The following is a 13,350-nucleotide window of genomic DNA, read 5'->3' as shown; positions in this document are numbered from 1 at the left end:
TGCGGCGGCCTTCACGGGTCGAGGCCGCAGCAGCGCACCTGGCAACGATGGTGCAGCGCGGTCGCCGCGTCGCAGCATGCGCCACGCCGTACACGGGGCGTTGACAGCCCCCGCAGGCGTCCCCTATCCACGGCCAGGCCAAGCGACGAAGGACACGGCGAGACGCCGACCGGAAGCCGCGGGCCGGTCCGACAGGGGAAGGACCGACGCGGGCACCCAGCCCAACCACCACCTGTTCGAACCATTCGGGGAGTCACACCATGAAGTCCGCCAACCTGCTCGCGCTCGGCCTTGCCCTCGCGCTCGGCACCACGTCCACCCTCGCGTCCGAGCTGCGCCGCGCCGAGCATCCGATCAAGAACAGCTACATCGTCGTGCTCAAGCCCAACAGCCTCGTGCTGCCCGCCAACGCGCGCAATGGCCGCGAAGCCATGTCGATGGCGGTGGCCAACGCCGCGGTCGACCTGTCCGACCGCTTCGAGCTGCGGCCGCACCAGATGTACGACGTCGCCCTGCAGGGCTTTGCCGTCGAGGCGACCGAGAAGCAGATCCAGCGCCTGCTCAAGGACCCGCGCGTGGACTACGTCGAAGAGGATGAAATGTCCTACATCGGCGCCACCCAGACCGGCGCGACCTGGGGCCTGGATCGCTCCGACCAGCGCGACCGCCCGCTCAACGGCAGCTACATCTACGACTACACGGCGTCGAACGTGCGCGTGTACGTGATCGACAGCGGCATCCTCGGCAGCCACAGCGACTTCGGCGGCCGCGTGCTGTCGGGCTACACCGCCATCAGCGACGGCCGCGGCACCAGCGACTGCAACGGCCACGGCACCCACGTCGCCGGCACCGTCGCGGGCGCCACCTGGGGCGTGGCCAAGCAGGCGCGCCTGGTGCCGGTGCGCGTGTTCGGCTGCACCGGCGGCAGCGCCAACTCGACGATCATCGCGGGCATCAACTGGGTCGCCAGCAACCACGTCAAGCCGGCCGTGGCGAACATGAGCCTCGGCGGCGGTGCGTCCTCGGCCACCGACACCGCGACCAACAACCTGATCAACGCCGGCGTCACCGTGGTGGTGGCCGCGGGCAACGACAACTCCAACGCTTGCAACTACTCGCCGGCGCGCGTCGCCAACGCGATCACGGTCGGTTCGACCACGTCCACCGACGCCCGGTCCTCGTTCTCGAACTACGGCACCTGCGTGAACATCTTCGCGCCGGGCAGCTCGATCCGTTCGGCCTGGTACACCAGCACCACCGCCACCAACACCATCAGCGGCACCTCGATGGCGTCGCCGCACGTCGCTGGCGCCGCGGCGCTGTACCTGTCCACGAACCCGGGCGCGTCGCCGGCCACGGTGCGCAATGCGATCTATGCCAAGGCGACCACCGGCCGCCTGACCGGCATCCTCACCGGTTCGCCGAACCGCCTGCTGTACACGCGTTGATCCACCCAGCCCCGGGGCGGCTCGTCCGCCCCGGCGGCTTCCCCAGTGGGAGGCATTGCCTCAGCCCTGGTGGCGCAGGGCCTCGATCGGATCGAGCCGCGCCGCCTTGCGCGCCGGGTAGAACCCGAAGAACAAACCGGTCGCCACCGAGAAGCCGGTGGCCATCAGCACCACCTTGGCATCGAGCATCACCGGCAGTGCGCCGAACTTGCTCGCCAGCAGCGCGCCGCCCACGCCCAGCGCGATGCCGATGAAACCACCGCCCAGCGAGATCAGCATGGCCTCGGCCAGGAACTGCGCCTGGATTTCCTTCGGCCCGGCGCCGACCGCCATGCGCAGGCCGATCTCCCGGATGCGCTCGGTCACCGACACCAGCATGATGTTCATGATGCCGATGCCGCCGACGATCAGCGAGATGCTGGCCACCGCGCCCAGCAGCAGCGACATCAGCCGCGTGGTCTGGGTGCGGGTGCTGACGATCTCGGCGATGTTGCGCACCGCGAAGTCGTCCTCCGCGCCCGGCGCGATGCGGTGGCGCTGGCGCAGCAGGGCGTTGAGCTCCTCCTCGACGTACGCGAGGTCCTCGGCGCGGCCCACGCTCACCGAAATCTGCTGCACGGTGCTGGCCTGGCGCGGCACCGCCGCCGCGGCGCCCGCGGCGGGCGTGGCGGTGGCCGGCGTGCTGGCCGCGGCGGCGGCGGGCGCCAGCCGGCGGCGGCCGGTTTCCAGCGGCACGATGATCAGGTCGTCGGAATCCTGGCCCCAGTTGCCCTGCCCCTTCGGCACCAGCACGCCCACCACGCGCAGCGGCACGCGGCCGAGGCGGATGGTGGCGCCCACCGGATCGGCGTCGCCGAACAGCTCGCGGCGCACGGTCTCGCCCAGCACCACCACCTTGGCGGCCGAGCTGAAGTCGCGGGCGGTGAAACCGTTGCCTAGCGCGTACTCCCAGTCGTTGACCGGGAAATAGTCGGCGTTGACGCCCTCCCAGCGCGTGGACCAGTTGTTCTCGGCGAACACCACCTGGCCGCCGCCGCGGATCGAGGTGGCCACGTACTGCACCTCGGGGATCTCGTTCCGGATCGCCTCGGCGTCCTCGTCGGTCAGGCTGGCGGCCGAACCGGCGCCGCCGCGCACCGGCCCCTGGCGCGACGAAGAGGCGAACACCTCCAGCCGGTTCGAGCCCAGGCGCGAGATCATCTGGTCGAGCTCGCTCTGCGTGCCCTGGCCCACCGACACCATCACGATCACGGCGGCGATGCCGATGATCACGCCCAGCGCGGTCAGGATGCTGCGCATGAAGTTGCCGCGCAGCGAGAACACCGCCGAGCGAAGCACGTCGGGGAAAGTCATGCCGCGTTCTCCTTCGGGACCCAGCCATCGGCGTGCAGCTGGCCGTCGTGCATCACCACGATGCGGTCGGCGTGCTCGGCGATCGGCCGCTCGTGGGTGATGATGACGATGGTGCGGCCGCCGGCCTGCAGGCGCTCGAACAGCGCCATGATCTCCTCGCTGGTGCGCGAGTCGAGCGCGCCGGTGGGCTCGTCGGCCAGCAGCAGCGGCGGCTGGTTGATGAGCGCGCGGGCGATGGCGACGCGCTGCTGCTGGCCGCCGGAAAGTTCGTTCGGGCGGTGCCCGGCGCGGTCGGCCAGGCCCACCTCGGCCAGCGCCGCCAGCGCCCGCGGCGCGCGCTCGGCCACCGGCACGTTCGAGTACACCAGCGGCATCATCACGTTCTCGAGCGCGGTCTGGCGCGAGAGCAGGTTGAAGCCCTGGAACACGAAGCCGATCTTCTCCAGCCGCAGCTTGGCGCGCTGCGTGGCGTCGAGCGTGGCGACGTCGACGCCGTCGCAGCGGTAGGTGCCGGCGCTCGGCTGGTCGAGGCAGCCGATCATGTTCATCATCGTCGACTTGCCCGAGCCCGAGGCGCCCATGATGGCGAGGAACTCGCCGCGCGGCACCACCAGGTCGACGCCGCGCAGCGCCACCACTTCGGCCGGCGTGCCTGGCGAGTACACCTTGCGCAGGCCGACCAGCTCGATCATCGGCGTGCGCGATCCGGTCGTCGTGGCCGTCATGCCGCCGGGCGCTCCTGCCCGGTGATCACCGCATCGCCCTCGGCCAGCTCGCCCGACACTTCGGTGACGGTGCCGTCGGAGGCGCCCAGGCGCACGGCGACCGCGCGCGGCTGGCCCTGGTCGAGCACCCACACCACGCCGCGGCGGGCGGTGGCGAGGGCGCGCAGTTCTTCATCCCAGCGCTTCTGCTGCTCCGGCGACAGCGTGGCGCGGAAGTCGGCGAAGCTGCGGTTGAGCGCTTCGGCCATGCGCTGGCGCATCGCTTCGGGCGACGGCCCGCCGGCTCCCGGCGCGGGGCCCTGCCCGGCGCCCGGCGGACGTCCACCGCCCGCGGCGGCCGCGGCCTGGCGGCCGGCCGCGCGCGCCGCGGCGCGCTCCTGCACCTCGGCCAGCGCCGCGTCGAAGGCCGCGCGCTGGGTGGCGTCGAGCTGCAGAGCGTCGGCCACCCGCGGCAGGTCCTGCCCGAAGCCGCCGCGTCCCGCGCCCGGCGCGGCCGCGGCGTCCACGTCCGGCGGCGTGTAGCGCAGCGCCGCGTTCGGCACGCGCAGCACGCCCTCGCGGCGGCTGACCACGATCTCGGCGCTGGCGGTCATGCCCGGCAGCAGGCTCTGGTCGCGGTTGTCGACCTGCACCACCACCGGGTAGCTGATGACGTTGGCGGTGGAGGTCGCGGACAGCCGCACCTGCTTCACCTCGCCCTGGAACTGGCGGTCGGGGAAGGCGTCGACGGTGAACGAGACCGGCAGGCCCTCGCGGATCTGGCCGACGTCGGCCTCGTCGATGCTCAGGTCGATCTGCATCTGGCCCAGGTCCTCGGCGATCTGGAACAGCACCGGCGTCTGGAAGCTGGCCGCCACCGTCTGGCCCGGCTCGACCGCGCGCAGCAGGATCACGCCGTCCACCGGCGAGCGGATGATGGTGTAGCTGACGTCGAGCCGCGCGTTGTCCACCGCGGCCTGCCGCTGCTGCACGCCGGCCTGGGCCGAGACCACGCGGGCGCGGGCCTGGTCGCGCGCGGCCAGCGCGAGGTCGAGCTCGTTGCGGGCGATCAGCTGGCGCGCGGCCAGGTCGGACTTGCGCACGTAGTCGGCCTCGGCGTTCTTCAGCGTGGCCTGGGCTTCGTTCACCGAGGCGCGCGCGCTGGCGAGATCGGCCTCGGTCTGCTTCACCCGGCTCTCGAACGGCGCCGGGTCGAGGCGGGCGATCGGCTGGTCCTTCGCGACGCGGTCGTTGAAGTCGACCAGCACCTCCTGCATCTGCCCGGACACCTGCGAGCCGACGTCCACCGTGGTGGTGGCGCGCAGGGTGCCGGTGGCCGAGATCACCACGCGCACGTCGCCGCGATCGACCGCGCCGGTGCGGAAGCCGCCGCCGGCTTCGGGCGTGCGCGCGCTCCAGGCCCACCAGGCCAGGGCGGCAAGGCCCAGCACCGCGGCGACCAGGGCCAGGCGGCGGAACGGGCGGGCGGTGGGCTGGGCAAGCGACATCGTGGCTCCGGATTCAGTAAAGGCAGTGGCGGGTGGGGAGATAACGCACGGGCGCGCCGCGCGTTGACGTCGCGCGACGATCCGGGAGGCGGGACTCAGGGCATCGGCGGCAGCAGCGGGAAACTGATCGTGGCGACGGTGCCCTTGCCGGCCTCGCTCTCGAGCCGCACCGGCCAGCCGTAGCGCTGGGACAGGCGCTGCACTATCGACAGGCCGATGCCCTGCCCGTCCTTCTTGCGGTCGCCGCCGCGGTAGAACGGCTCGAACACGCGCGCCAGTTCATCCGGCGTCATGCCCACGCCGGTGTCGGCCACCGCGATCGAGCCGCGGCGCAGGTAGACGGTGACGCTGCCCTGGTCGGTGTAGTGGCAGGCATTGCGCAACAGGTTGCTCAGCAGCACCGACAGCACGCGGGCGGGCGCATGCAGGTGGAAGTCGTCCTCCTTCACCAGCCGCAGTTCGACCGGCTTGGTGGCGACCAGCACGCGGGCCTTGTCCACTTCCTCCTCGACCACGCTGCTGACGGCGAAGTCGTCGTCCGGCAGGCCGGTGTCGCCTTCGCGGGCCAGGATCAGGAAGGCCTCGATCAGGGCCTCCATGTCGCGGCCGGCGCCCTGGATGCGCTTGAGCGCGCGGCGCGACAGCGGGCTGAGGTTCTCGTCGGCCTCCATCATGTCGCCGGCGACGCGGATCACGGTGAGCGGGGTGCGCAGCTCGTGCGAGGCGTCCCGGGTGAAATCGCGCTCGCGCTCGACGAAGCTTTCGATGCGGCTGGCGAAATCGTGCAGCGAGGACGCCAGCACGAGGGTCTCGCCCTCCACGTCCACCGGCAGGTTCTCGGGCCGCAGCGCGCTGGCCTCGGGATGCTTGGGGTCCCAGCGCTGCACCTGCCCGGCCAGCCAGATCACCGGCGACACGGCGCGTTTCGACGTTCGGTAGGTGCTCCAGGCGATCACGTAGATCACCACCAGCACGATCGCCAGCGGCGTCACGCCGAACCAGAACGCGAGGCTGTCGACCTGTTCCTGCTTGAACAGCAGGTAGAGCATGTGGCCGTTGCGGTCGCGTTCGACCAGCACCAGCGAGCCGCCCTCGGCCCGCGACAGGGCGTGGAAGCCGACGTCGAGCGGCCGCAGCTTCTCGGGCAGCGCCGCCTGGCTGCCGCCGGCGGGCACCAGGAAGCCGGTCATGTTGTAGGTGTCCGGCACCTGGGCCTGCGCATCGCTGGCCAGGCGCTGCCAGTAGTGCGTGGCCTCCTCCTGCAGCGCGCGCTGGATCAGCACGTGCTTGAGCACCGCCGAGGCGCCGTACACACCCAGCACGGCGGCGAAGCTGATCGCCGCCGCCTGCAGGATGAAGGCGACCCAGATCTTGCGGCGGAGCCCGGAGCGTGCGGTGGCCATCCCTGGTCCGCCGCTCAGCCGGCCGGCGGGGCGTCGAGGTCGGCGATGCGGTAGCCGGCGGTCTGCACGGTGTGCAGCAGCGGGCGGTCGAACGGCCGGTCGATGGCCTTGCGCAGGTTGTAGAGGTGGCTGCGCAGGGTGTCGGAATCCGGCAGGCCGTCGCCCCAGATCTCGCGCTCGATGTCGCGGCGCGTGACCACGCGGGGCGACTCGCGCATCAGGATCGTGAGCAGGCGCAGGCCGATCGGCGACAGCGCGATCTCCTGGCCGGCGCGGGTGACGCGCAGGCTGGCGGTGTCGAGCACCAGGTCGGCCACCTTCAGCACCTCGGCGCTGACCTGGCGGCGGTCGCGGCGGATCAGGGCGCGCACGCGGGCCTCGAGCTCCTGGATCGCGAAGGGCTTGACCAGGTAGTCGTCGGCGCCGGCCTCGAGGCCGTTGACCTTGTCGTTGAGGGTGTCGCGGGCGGTCAGCATCAGCACCGGGGTCGACTTCTTGGCCTCGTTGCGCAGGCGGCGGCAGACTTCCAGGCCGTCCAGGCGCGGCAGCATCAGGTCGAGCACGATCACGTCATAGCTGTTGTCGGCGGCGAGGCGGTAGCCGTCCATGCCGTCGCCCGCGTAGTCGACGCCGAAGCCCTTGGACTCCAGGTATTCGCCGACCATCTCGGACAGGTTTCGGTTGTCTTCGACCACCAGGATCAGGCCGGCCGGGTCATCGCGTCGCATGGGGTATCTCCGGGATGTGAAGGGGATGTCTTCAGCTTTGTGAAGATTACACGCCCCACCCGGTGAGCCGGGTGTGAAGCCCCCGGCAAGGCGGCGTCAACGCTACCCTTGGCCAGCCCGGCGGCCAGTGCCGCCGGCCTCTTCCCGCCCCCGCCCGGCCCGACGCCATGCCCAATTTCAGTGCCTACGCCACGCCCGTCCTGCTGCTTCTTTTTTCCAACATCTTCATGACCTTCGCCTGGTACGGGCACCTGAAGTTCAAGACCAGCCCGATCTGGATCGTGATCTTCGCCAGCTGGGGCATCGCCTTCTTCGAGTACTGCCTGCAGGTGCCGGCCAACCGGATGGGCCACGCGGTCTACTCGGCGCCGCAGCTCAAGGGCATCCAGGAAATCCTGACCCTGCTGGTGTTCGCGGGATTCTCGATCTGGTACCTGGGCGAGCAAATCAAGTGGAACCACCTCGCCGGCTTCGCGCTGATCGTCGTTGCCGCCTTCCTGCTCTTCCTCGACTGACCCTGTGGGAGGGACTTCAGTCCCGAGGCCTTTCGCCGGAAAACATCGGGACTGAAGTCCCTCCCACAAGGAGCGGATCAGAACCTGATGCGGCCGGTAAGCATGTCCTTGAACATCACCCAGTCGCCGGCGAAGGAATACAGCGGGTGCTTGAACGTCGCCGGGCGGTTGTGTTCGAAGAAGAAGTGGCCGACCCAGGCGAAGGCGTAGCCGCTGACCAGGGCGGCGAGCAGCCACCAGGCGTTCAGCGTGACGATCGCGGCGGCCAGGAAACCCAGCGCGACGCAGCTGCCGGCGAAGTGCAGCCGGCGGCAGATGGGGTTGGCGTGTTCGCCGAGATAGTACGGATAGAACTCGCTGAAGGTCGCAAACCGGTTCATTGAAGGGCTCCCGCTTGGTAGGCCTGCTCGAGGTTCTGGCGCAGCAGCGAGCGCCGGACCATGAAGCATGTTACCGCCGTCGCCATGAAGAGCGGGAACACGAAGAAGCCGAACAGGTTGCCCTCGACGCCGACACAGAACGCCAGCGTGAACGGCAAGGTACCAAACCAGATCAGCTCGGCCCGCCAGTAGGCCTGGTCCAGCAGCTGGCGGCCCCGGGCCGAGCGCACCCGGTGCACGAACCGGAAAAAGGCCAACCGCACGGCGGCCACGGCGGCCAGCAGTGCGAAATAAAGCCAGAGCGGCGCGGGCCGGTAGGTATTGGCCTCGATGCTATCCGCCCACCCGAAGAGCAGGAACAGCATCATGAACCCGAACACGGCGACGGGCTGGCCCAGTACCGAGGCCGTGGCGCCGGCCAACCCGGTTGCGGTCGATCGCATGCGGCTCATGGGACGGGCTTTTCTTCGCGCTTGGCGCGGTTCCAGTAGGCGTCCTGGGCGTCGAGGTCGAGCTGCGCCAGGTCCAGGCCCTCTTGGGCGGCCAGCTGCTCCATGCGCCGGAAGCGGCGCTCGAACTTGGCGTTGGCGCGGCGCAGGGCGGCGCCGAAATCGACCTTGGCGTGGCGGGTGAGGTTGGCGACGACGAACAGCACGTCGCCCAGCTCGTCCTCGAGCCGGTCACGGGCGGCTTCGTCGCCGGCGGCCACGGCGTCGAACTCGACCCGCACCTCTTCGATTTCCTCGTGCAGCTTGGCGATCACCGGCGCCGGGCCCGGCCAGTCGAAGCCGACCGTGGCCGCGCGCTTCTGCAGCTTCACCGCGCGCTGCCACTCGGGCAGGCCGCGGGTGATGCCGGCGAGCACGCTCATGTCCTGCTCGCCGCGTTCGGCGCGCTCGGCGCGCTTGAGCTGTTCCCAGTTCGCCAGCTGCGCCTCGGCGTCGGCCTGCGCGGCCGCGTCGCCGAACACGTGCGGGTGGCGGCGCACCAGCTTGTCGTTGATCGCGGCCACCACGTCGTCGAAGGCGAAGTGCCCCGCTTCCTCGGCCATGCGCGAATGGAACACCACCTGCAGCAGCAGGTCGCCCAGCTCGTCGCGCAGCTCGGGCATGTCGCCGCGCTGGATCGCGTCGGCGACTTCGTACGCCTCTTCGATCGTGTAGGGCGCGACGCTGGCGAAGTCCTGCTTCACGTCCCAGGGGCAGCCGCGCTCCGGGTCGCGCAGGCGGGCCATGATTTCGATCAGCTCGCGGATGTCAGCCATGGGCGGCGGCCTCCAGCCAGTCGCGCCAGGGCAGCGCAGGGTCGCCCAGCGCGATGAAGTCGGGGTTGAGCAACGACTCCTTGCGGTTGTAGTCCAGCGGCTGGCCGTCGAGGCGCAGCACGGCGCCGCCGGCTTCCTCGAGCACGCACTGCGCGGCCGCGGTGTCCCATTCGCTGGTGGGCCCGAAGCGCGGGTACACGTCGATCAGCCCCTCCGCGATACGGCAGAACTTCAGCGAGGAGCCCAGGCCGATGCGCTCGGTCTCGCCCATGCGCTCGAGCGCGGCGGCGGTGCGCGGGTCCAGGTGCGAGCGGCTGGCGGCCACCCGCAGCGGCAGCGCGGCCGGGCGGCGGGTGGTGACCGCGACGTCGCCGGCGTCGGTGCGCAGCCAGGCGCCCTCGCCAGCCTCGGCGTGCAGCAGCTGGCCCGGCACCGGCGCATACACCACGCCCAGCACCGGCCGGCCGTGCTCGACCAGGGCGATGTTGACGGTGAACTCGCCGTTCTTCTTCACGAACTCGCGGGTGCCATCCAGCGGATCCACCAGCCAGTGGCGCGTCCACGTGCGCCGTTCGGACCAGGGGACGCCGGCGTCTTCCTCGCTCAGCACCGGGATGTCCGGCGCCAGCGCGCGCAGGCCGGCGGCGAGGATGCGGTGCGCGGCCAGGTCGGCCTGGGTCAGCGGCGAGGCGTCGTCCTTGTGCTCGACCGCGAAGTCCTGCGCGTACACCGCGAGGATCGCCGCGCCCGCCTCCACCGCCAGCGCGAGGCAGCCCGCCCGCAGTGGGCTCACGCGCGCCCCCGCAGCACTTCGCGGACGATGAACAGGGCGGCCAGGGAGCGGCCCTCCGAGCAGTCGTCGCGCAGCATCAGCTCATGCAGTCGGTCCAGGCGCCAGGGAATGACCTCGAGTTCCTCCGGCTCGTCGCCGGGCAGCCGCTCCGGATAGAGGTCTTCGGCCAGCACCAGGTGGATCTCGTGGTTCATGTAGGTGGGCGCCAGCGTGATCGCGCGCAGCGCGGTGAGCTTGCGGGCGCCAAAGCCCACCTCTTCCTTCAGCTCGCGGTTGGCCGCCTCGAGCACGGTTTCGCCGGCGTCCATGCGGCCCTTGGGCAGGCCCAGCTCGTAGCGGTGCACGCCGGCGGCGTACTCGCGGATCAGCAGCACGTGCTCGGGGTCGGGCACCGCGGCGATGATCACCGAGCCGTGGCCGCTGCTGAGCGCGCGGTGGTAGCGACGGCGCTCGCCGTTGCTGAACTCCAGGTCCAGGTGCTCGCGGCGGGCGCCCTCGGCGCCGTGCTCCTCGCGGGCGTGGATGACGGGCAGCGGGCGCGCGCTGGCGGGCGGCGGGGATCGGTCGGCGGGTTCGGACATGCCCCGATTCTAGCCGCTGGCCGTGATGGTTGCCGTGTCCATGGACAGGCCGGGCCGCGGGCCGGATCATCCGCGCATGGATACCAACACCGACACCGCCCGCCAGGCCGAGGCCGCCGCCTGGCGCGCGCGCGACCTCGCCGCGGTCTGGCACCCCTGCACCCAGATGAAGGAACACCCAGGCACCCTGCCGCTGGTGCCGATCCGCCGCGGCCGCGGCGCCTGGCTCGAGGGCGTGGACGGCATGCGCTACCTCGACGCCGTCAGCAGCTGGTGGACCAACCTGTTCGGCCACGCCGAGCCGCGCATCGCCGGGGCCATCGCGGCCCAGGCGCGCGAGCTCGAGCACGTGATCTACGCCGGCTTCTCGCACGCCCCCGGCCTCGCCCTGGCCGAAGCCCTGCTGGCGAAGGCGCCGGCCGGGCTCTCGCGGGTGTTCTACGGCGACAACGGCTCGGCCGCGGTCGAGATCGCGCTGAAGATGAGCTTCCACAGCCATGCCAACCGCGGCGACCCCGGCCGCACGCGCTTCATCGCGCTGGGCAACGGCTACCACGGCGAAACCCTGGGCGCGCTGTCGATGGGCGACATCCCGCTGTACCGGCGGGTGTACGCGCCGCTGCTGCTCGAGCCGCTGTTCGCGCCCTCGCCGGACGCCTACGAGGCCGAGCCGGGCGAAAGCGCCGAAGCCTGCGCGCTGCGGCGCGCCGACCAGCTGGCGGCGATCTTCGAGGCCCACCCCGGCCAGGTCAGCGCCCTGATCCTGGAGCCGCTGGTGCAGTGCGCCGGCGGCATGCGCATGCACCACCCGGCCTACCTGCGGCGCGCCCGCGAGCTCTGCGACGCCCACGGCGCGCACCTGATCGCCGATGAGATCGCGGTCGGGTTCGGCCGCACCGGCACGCTGTTCGCCTGCGAGCAGGCCGGCATCTCGCCGGATTTCCTGTGCCTGTCGAAAGGCCTCACCGGCGGCTTCCTGCCCATGTCGGCGGTGCTGACCACCGCGGCGGTGTACGAGGCCTTCCTCGACGATTCGCGCGAACGCGCCTTCCTGCATTCGCACAGCTACACCGGCAACCCGCTCGGCTGCGCCGCCGCGCTGGCCTCGCTGGCGATCTTCGACAGCGACGACGTGCTGGCGCGCAACCGCGGCACCGCTGCGCGCATGGCCGCGCTGGCCGCGCCGCTGGCCGCACACCCGAACGTGGCCGACGTGCGCCAGACCGGCATGATCCTGGCGATCGAACTGGCCGCCGACGGTCGCGGCAAGACGCCCTTCCCCGCCGCCGACCGCCGCGGCCTGCGCGCCTACCGCCACGCGATCGAACGCGGCGTGGTGCTGCGTCCGCTGGGCGACATCCTGTACTGGATGCCGCCCTACTGCGTCGGCGAAGAGGAACTCCTGCACCTGGCCGCCGTCACCACCTCGGCCATCGAAGAGGCGACCCGCGCATGAGGACCATCCGCTGCCATGTCGACGCGCCGCTGTCGGTTGGCGCCACCGCGACGCTGTCCGAAACCGCCACCGGCCACCTCGTCCGCGTGCTGCGGCTGGGCGTGGGCAATGCCGTGGTGCTGTTCAACGGCGACGGCCACGACTACGACGCGCGCCTGGTGGCCGTGGGCAAGCGCGGCGCCGAGGCCGAAGTCCTGGGCGCGCGGGCGCTGGCGAACGAATCGCCGCTCGCCATCACCCTCGCCCAGGGCGTGGCGCGCGGCGAGAAGATGGACCTGGTGCTGCAGAAAGGCACCGAACTCGGCGTCGCCGCCTTCGCGCCCATCAACACCGAGCGCACCGAAGTGAAGCTGGACGCCGAACGCGCTGAAAAACGCCTGGCGCACTGGCGCGGCGTGCTGGTGGCGGCCTGCGAGCAGAGCGGGCGCGCGCGGGTGCCGTCGCTGGCGTCGCCGCTGGGATTGGCGCAGTGGGCCGGCGGCACGCATGCGGGCTTGAAGCTGATGCTGGATCCCGACGGCGAACTGACGCTCGCGGCGCTGCCGCCGACCGACGCGGTGACGCTGGTGGTGGGGCCGGAAGGCGGGCTGTCCGAGCGCGACCTGGCGACGCTGCGCGCGGCGGGCTTCAAGGGATTGCGCCTGGGGCCGCGCATCCTGCGCACCGAGACGGCGGGGTTGGCGGCGATCGCGGCGCTTCAATCGCGCCTGGGCGACCTGTAGCTCAGGCGGCGACCTGGGCCTGGTCGAGGGCCTTCTGGATCAGCAGCTCGATGCTCAGCAGGTCGGGCACCACGGCCGGGTCGTCGTTGAGCGTCACGCGCGAGTGCACGCCCAGCGGCAGCTCCTTGAGCTCCTGCGATTCGGCCAGCGCGGCGCGCGACACCGTGACCAGGCGCGGGAAGCCCTGCGACAGCACGGCGAAGAACGGCAGCTTGGGGTTGTTGCCCAGCGCCTTGAGCACGGCCACCTTGGCGCCCATCTGGCCGTCTTCGCCCGACCAGCCGGCCAGGCGCGAGAACGACAGCAGCGGCAGGCGCCAGCCGCGCCAGCGGACGCGGCCCAGCAGCCACTCCGGGGCATCGCCCAGGGGCTCCGGCTCCGAGTAGGTGATGACCTCGGCGACGCTGGCGTTGGGCAGCAGCAGGCGGCCCTGGGTAACGGTGATCAACACGCCTCGGATGTCGCGCTGGGCATTCATGGGTCTACTCCGGATCC

The 13,350-nt window shown here is 71.3% G+C and carries 15 protein-coding genes; 4 read left to right on the top strand and 11 right to left on the bottom strand.

Going from position 1 to position 13,350, the window contains the following annotated elements; translation table 11 throughout:
- Positions 1–260: 260 nt before the first annotated feature.
- Positions 261–1,448, top strand: coding sequence for a S8 family peptidase (locus VFV21_RS09805; RefSeq protein WP_329669241.1), 1,188 nt, complete (start codon positions 261–263; stop codon positions 1,446–1,448).
- Between the two features lie 60 nt (positions 1,449–1,508).
- Here the strand turns inward: VFV21_RS09805 and VFV21_RS09800 are convergent, their stop codons facing one another.
- The 5 genes from VFV21_RS09800 to VFV21_RS09780 form a co-directional block, all read right to left on the bottom strand.
- Positions 1,509–2,801, bottom strand: a complete 1,293-nt coding sequence (locus VFV21_RS09800; protein ID WP_329669240.1) for an ABC transporter permease — start codon at positions 2,799–2,801, stop codon at positions 1,509–1,511.
- Positions 2,798–3,526, bottom strand: coding sequence for an ABC transporter ATP-binding protein (locus VFV21_RS09795; RefSeq protein ID WP_329669239.1), 729 nt, complete (start codon positions 3,524–3,526; stop codon positions 2,798–2,800). The genes VFV21_RS09800 and VFV21_RS09795 overlap by 4 nt, the downstream gene beginning before the upstream one ends.
- A complete protein-coding gene (locus VFV21_RS09790) occupies positions 3,523–5,013 on the bottom strand; it encodes an efflux RND transporter periplasmic adaptor subunit (RefSeq protein WP_329669238.1) in 1,491 nt (496 codons plus the stop codon). The genes VFV21_RS09795 and VFV21_RS09790 overlap by 4 nt, the downstream gene beginning before the upstream one ends.
- 95 nt (positions 5,014–5,108) lie before the next feature.
- Positions 5,109–6,416 carry a HAMP domain-containing sensor histidine kinase gene (locus VFV21_RS09785; RefSeq protein WP_329669237.1) on the bottom strand — a complete coding sequence of 436 codons (1,308 nt, stop codon included), beginning with the start codon at positions 6,414–6,416 and terminating at the stop codon, positions 5,109–5,111.
- Positions 6,417–6,430: 14 nt separating this feature from the next.
- Positions 6,431–7,144 carry a response regulator transcription factor gene (locus VFV21_RS09780; protein ID WP_329669236.1) on the bottom strand — a complete coding sequence of 238 codons (714 nt, stop codon included), beginning with the start codon at positions 7,142–7,144 and terminating at the stop codon, positions 6,431–6,433.
- A gap of 167 nt (positions 7,145–7,311) precedes the next feature.
- Here VFV21_RS09780 and VFV21_RS09775 point away from each other — a divergent pair, with 167 nt between their 5' ends.
- Positions 7,312–7,659 (top strand): DMT family protein, encoded by a 348-nt coding sequence (locus VFV21_RS09775; protein ID WP_329669235.1) that lies wholly within the window; start codon positions 7,312–7,314, stop codon positions 7,657–7,659.
- Between the two features lie 77 nt (positions 7,660–7,736).
- Here the strand turns inward: VFV21_RS09775 and VFV21_RS09770 are convergent, their stop codons facing one another.
- Genes VFV21_RS09770 through nudE form a run of 5 tightly spaced genes read right to left on the bottom strand, consistent with a single transcriptional unit; the run spans position 7,737 to position 10,677 of the window.
- A complete protein-coding gene (locus VFV21_RS09770; RefSeq protein WP_329669234.1) occupies positions 7,737–8,039 on the bottom strand; it encodes a DUF962 domain-containing protein in 303 nt (100 codons plus the stop codon).
- Positions 8,036–8,482, bottom strand: a complete 447-nt coding sequence (locus tag VFV21_RS09765) for a hypothetical protein (RefSeq protein ID WP_329669233.1) — start codon at positions 8,480–8,482, stop codon at positions 8,036–8,038. The genes VFV21_RS09770 and VFV21_RS09765 overlap by 4 nt, the downstream gene beginning before the upstream one ends.
- Before the next feature lie 5 nt (positions 8,483–8,487).
- Positions 8,488–9,303, bottom strand: coding sequence for a nucleoside triphosphate pyrophosphohydrolase (gene mazG / locus VFV21_RS09760; RefSeq protein ID WP_329669232.1), 816 nt, complete (start codon positions 9,301–9,303; stop codon positions 8,488–8,490).
- On the bottom strand, positions 9,296–10,096 hold the full coding sequence (gene cysQ / locus VFV21_RS09755) for a 3'(2'),5'-bisphosphate nucleotidase CysQ (protein WP_329669231.1): 801 nt from the start codon (positions 10,094–10,096) through the stop codon (positions 9,296–9,298). Before cysQ ends, mazG begins: the two co-directional genes overlap by 8 nt.
- Entirely contained in the window at positions 10,093–10,677 is a 585-nt protein-coding gene (gene nudE, locus VFV21_RS09750; RefSeq protein WP_329669230.1) for an ADP compounds hydrolase NudE, read from the bottom strand. The genes cysQ and nudE overlap by 4 nt, the downstream gene beginning before the upstream one ends.
- 76 nt (positions 10,678–10,753) lie before the next feature.
- Between nudE and bioA the strand changes: the two genes are divergently transcribed.
- Complete coding sequence (bioA, locus tag VFV21_RS09745; RefSeq protein WP_329669229.1) at positions 10,754–12,133, top strand: adenosylmethionine--8-amino-7-oxononanoate transaminase; 1,380 nt, start codon at positions 10,754–10,756, stop codon at positions 12,131–12,133.
- The gene (locus VFV21_RS09740; protein ID WP_329669228.1) at positions 12,130–12,855 is read left to right on the top strand and encodes a 16S rRNA (uracil(1498)-N(3))-methyltransferase; all 726 of its coding nucleotides are present in this window, start codon (positions 12,130–12,132) and stop codon (positions 12,853–12,855) included. The genes bioA and VFV21_RS09740 overlap by 4 nt, the downstream gene beginning before the upstream one ends.
- Position 12,856: 1 nt before the next feature.
- Here the strand turns inward: VFV21_RS09740 and VFV21_RS09735 are convergent, their stop codons facing one another.
- Positions 12,857–13,333 (bottom strand): chemotaxis protein CheW, encoded by a 477-nt coding sequence (locus tag VFV21_RS09735; protein ID WP_034213977.1) that lies wholly within the window; start codon positions 13,331–13,333, stop codon positions 12,857–12,859.
- Positions 13,334–13,350 lie beyond the last annotated feature (17 nt).

This window comes from Arenimonas sp., assembly GCF_036275555.1.
Lineage (GTDB): Bacteria > Pseudomonadota > Gammaproteobacteria > Xanthomonadales > Xanthomonadaceae > Arenimonas.
Note: the sequence above shows the minus strand (reverse complement) of the source record. Positions and strands in the feature narration are given on the sequence as shown.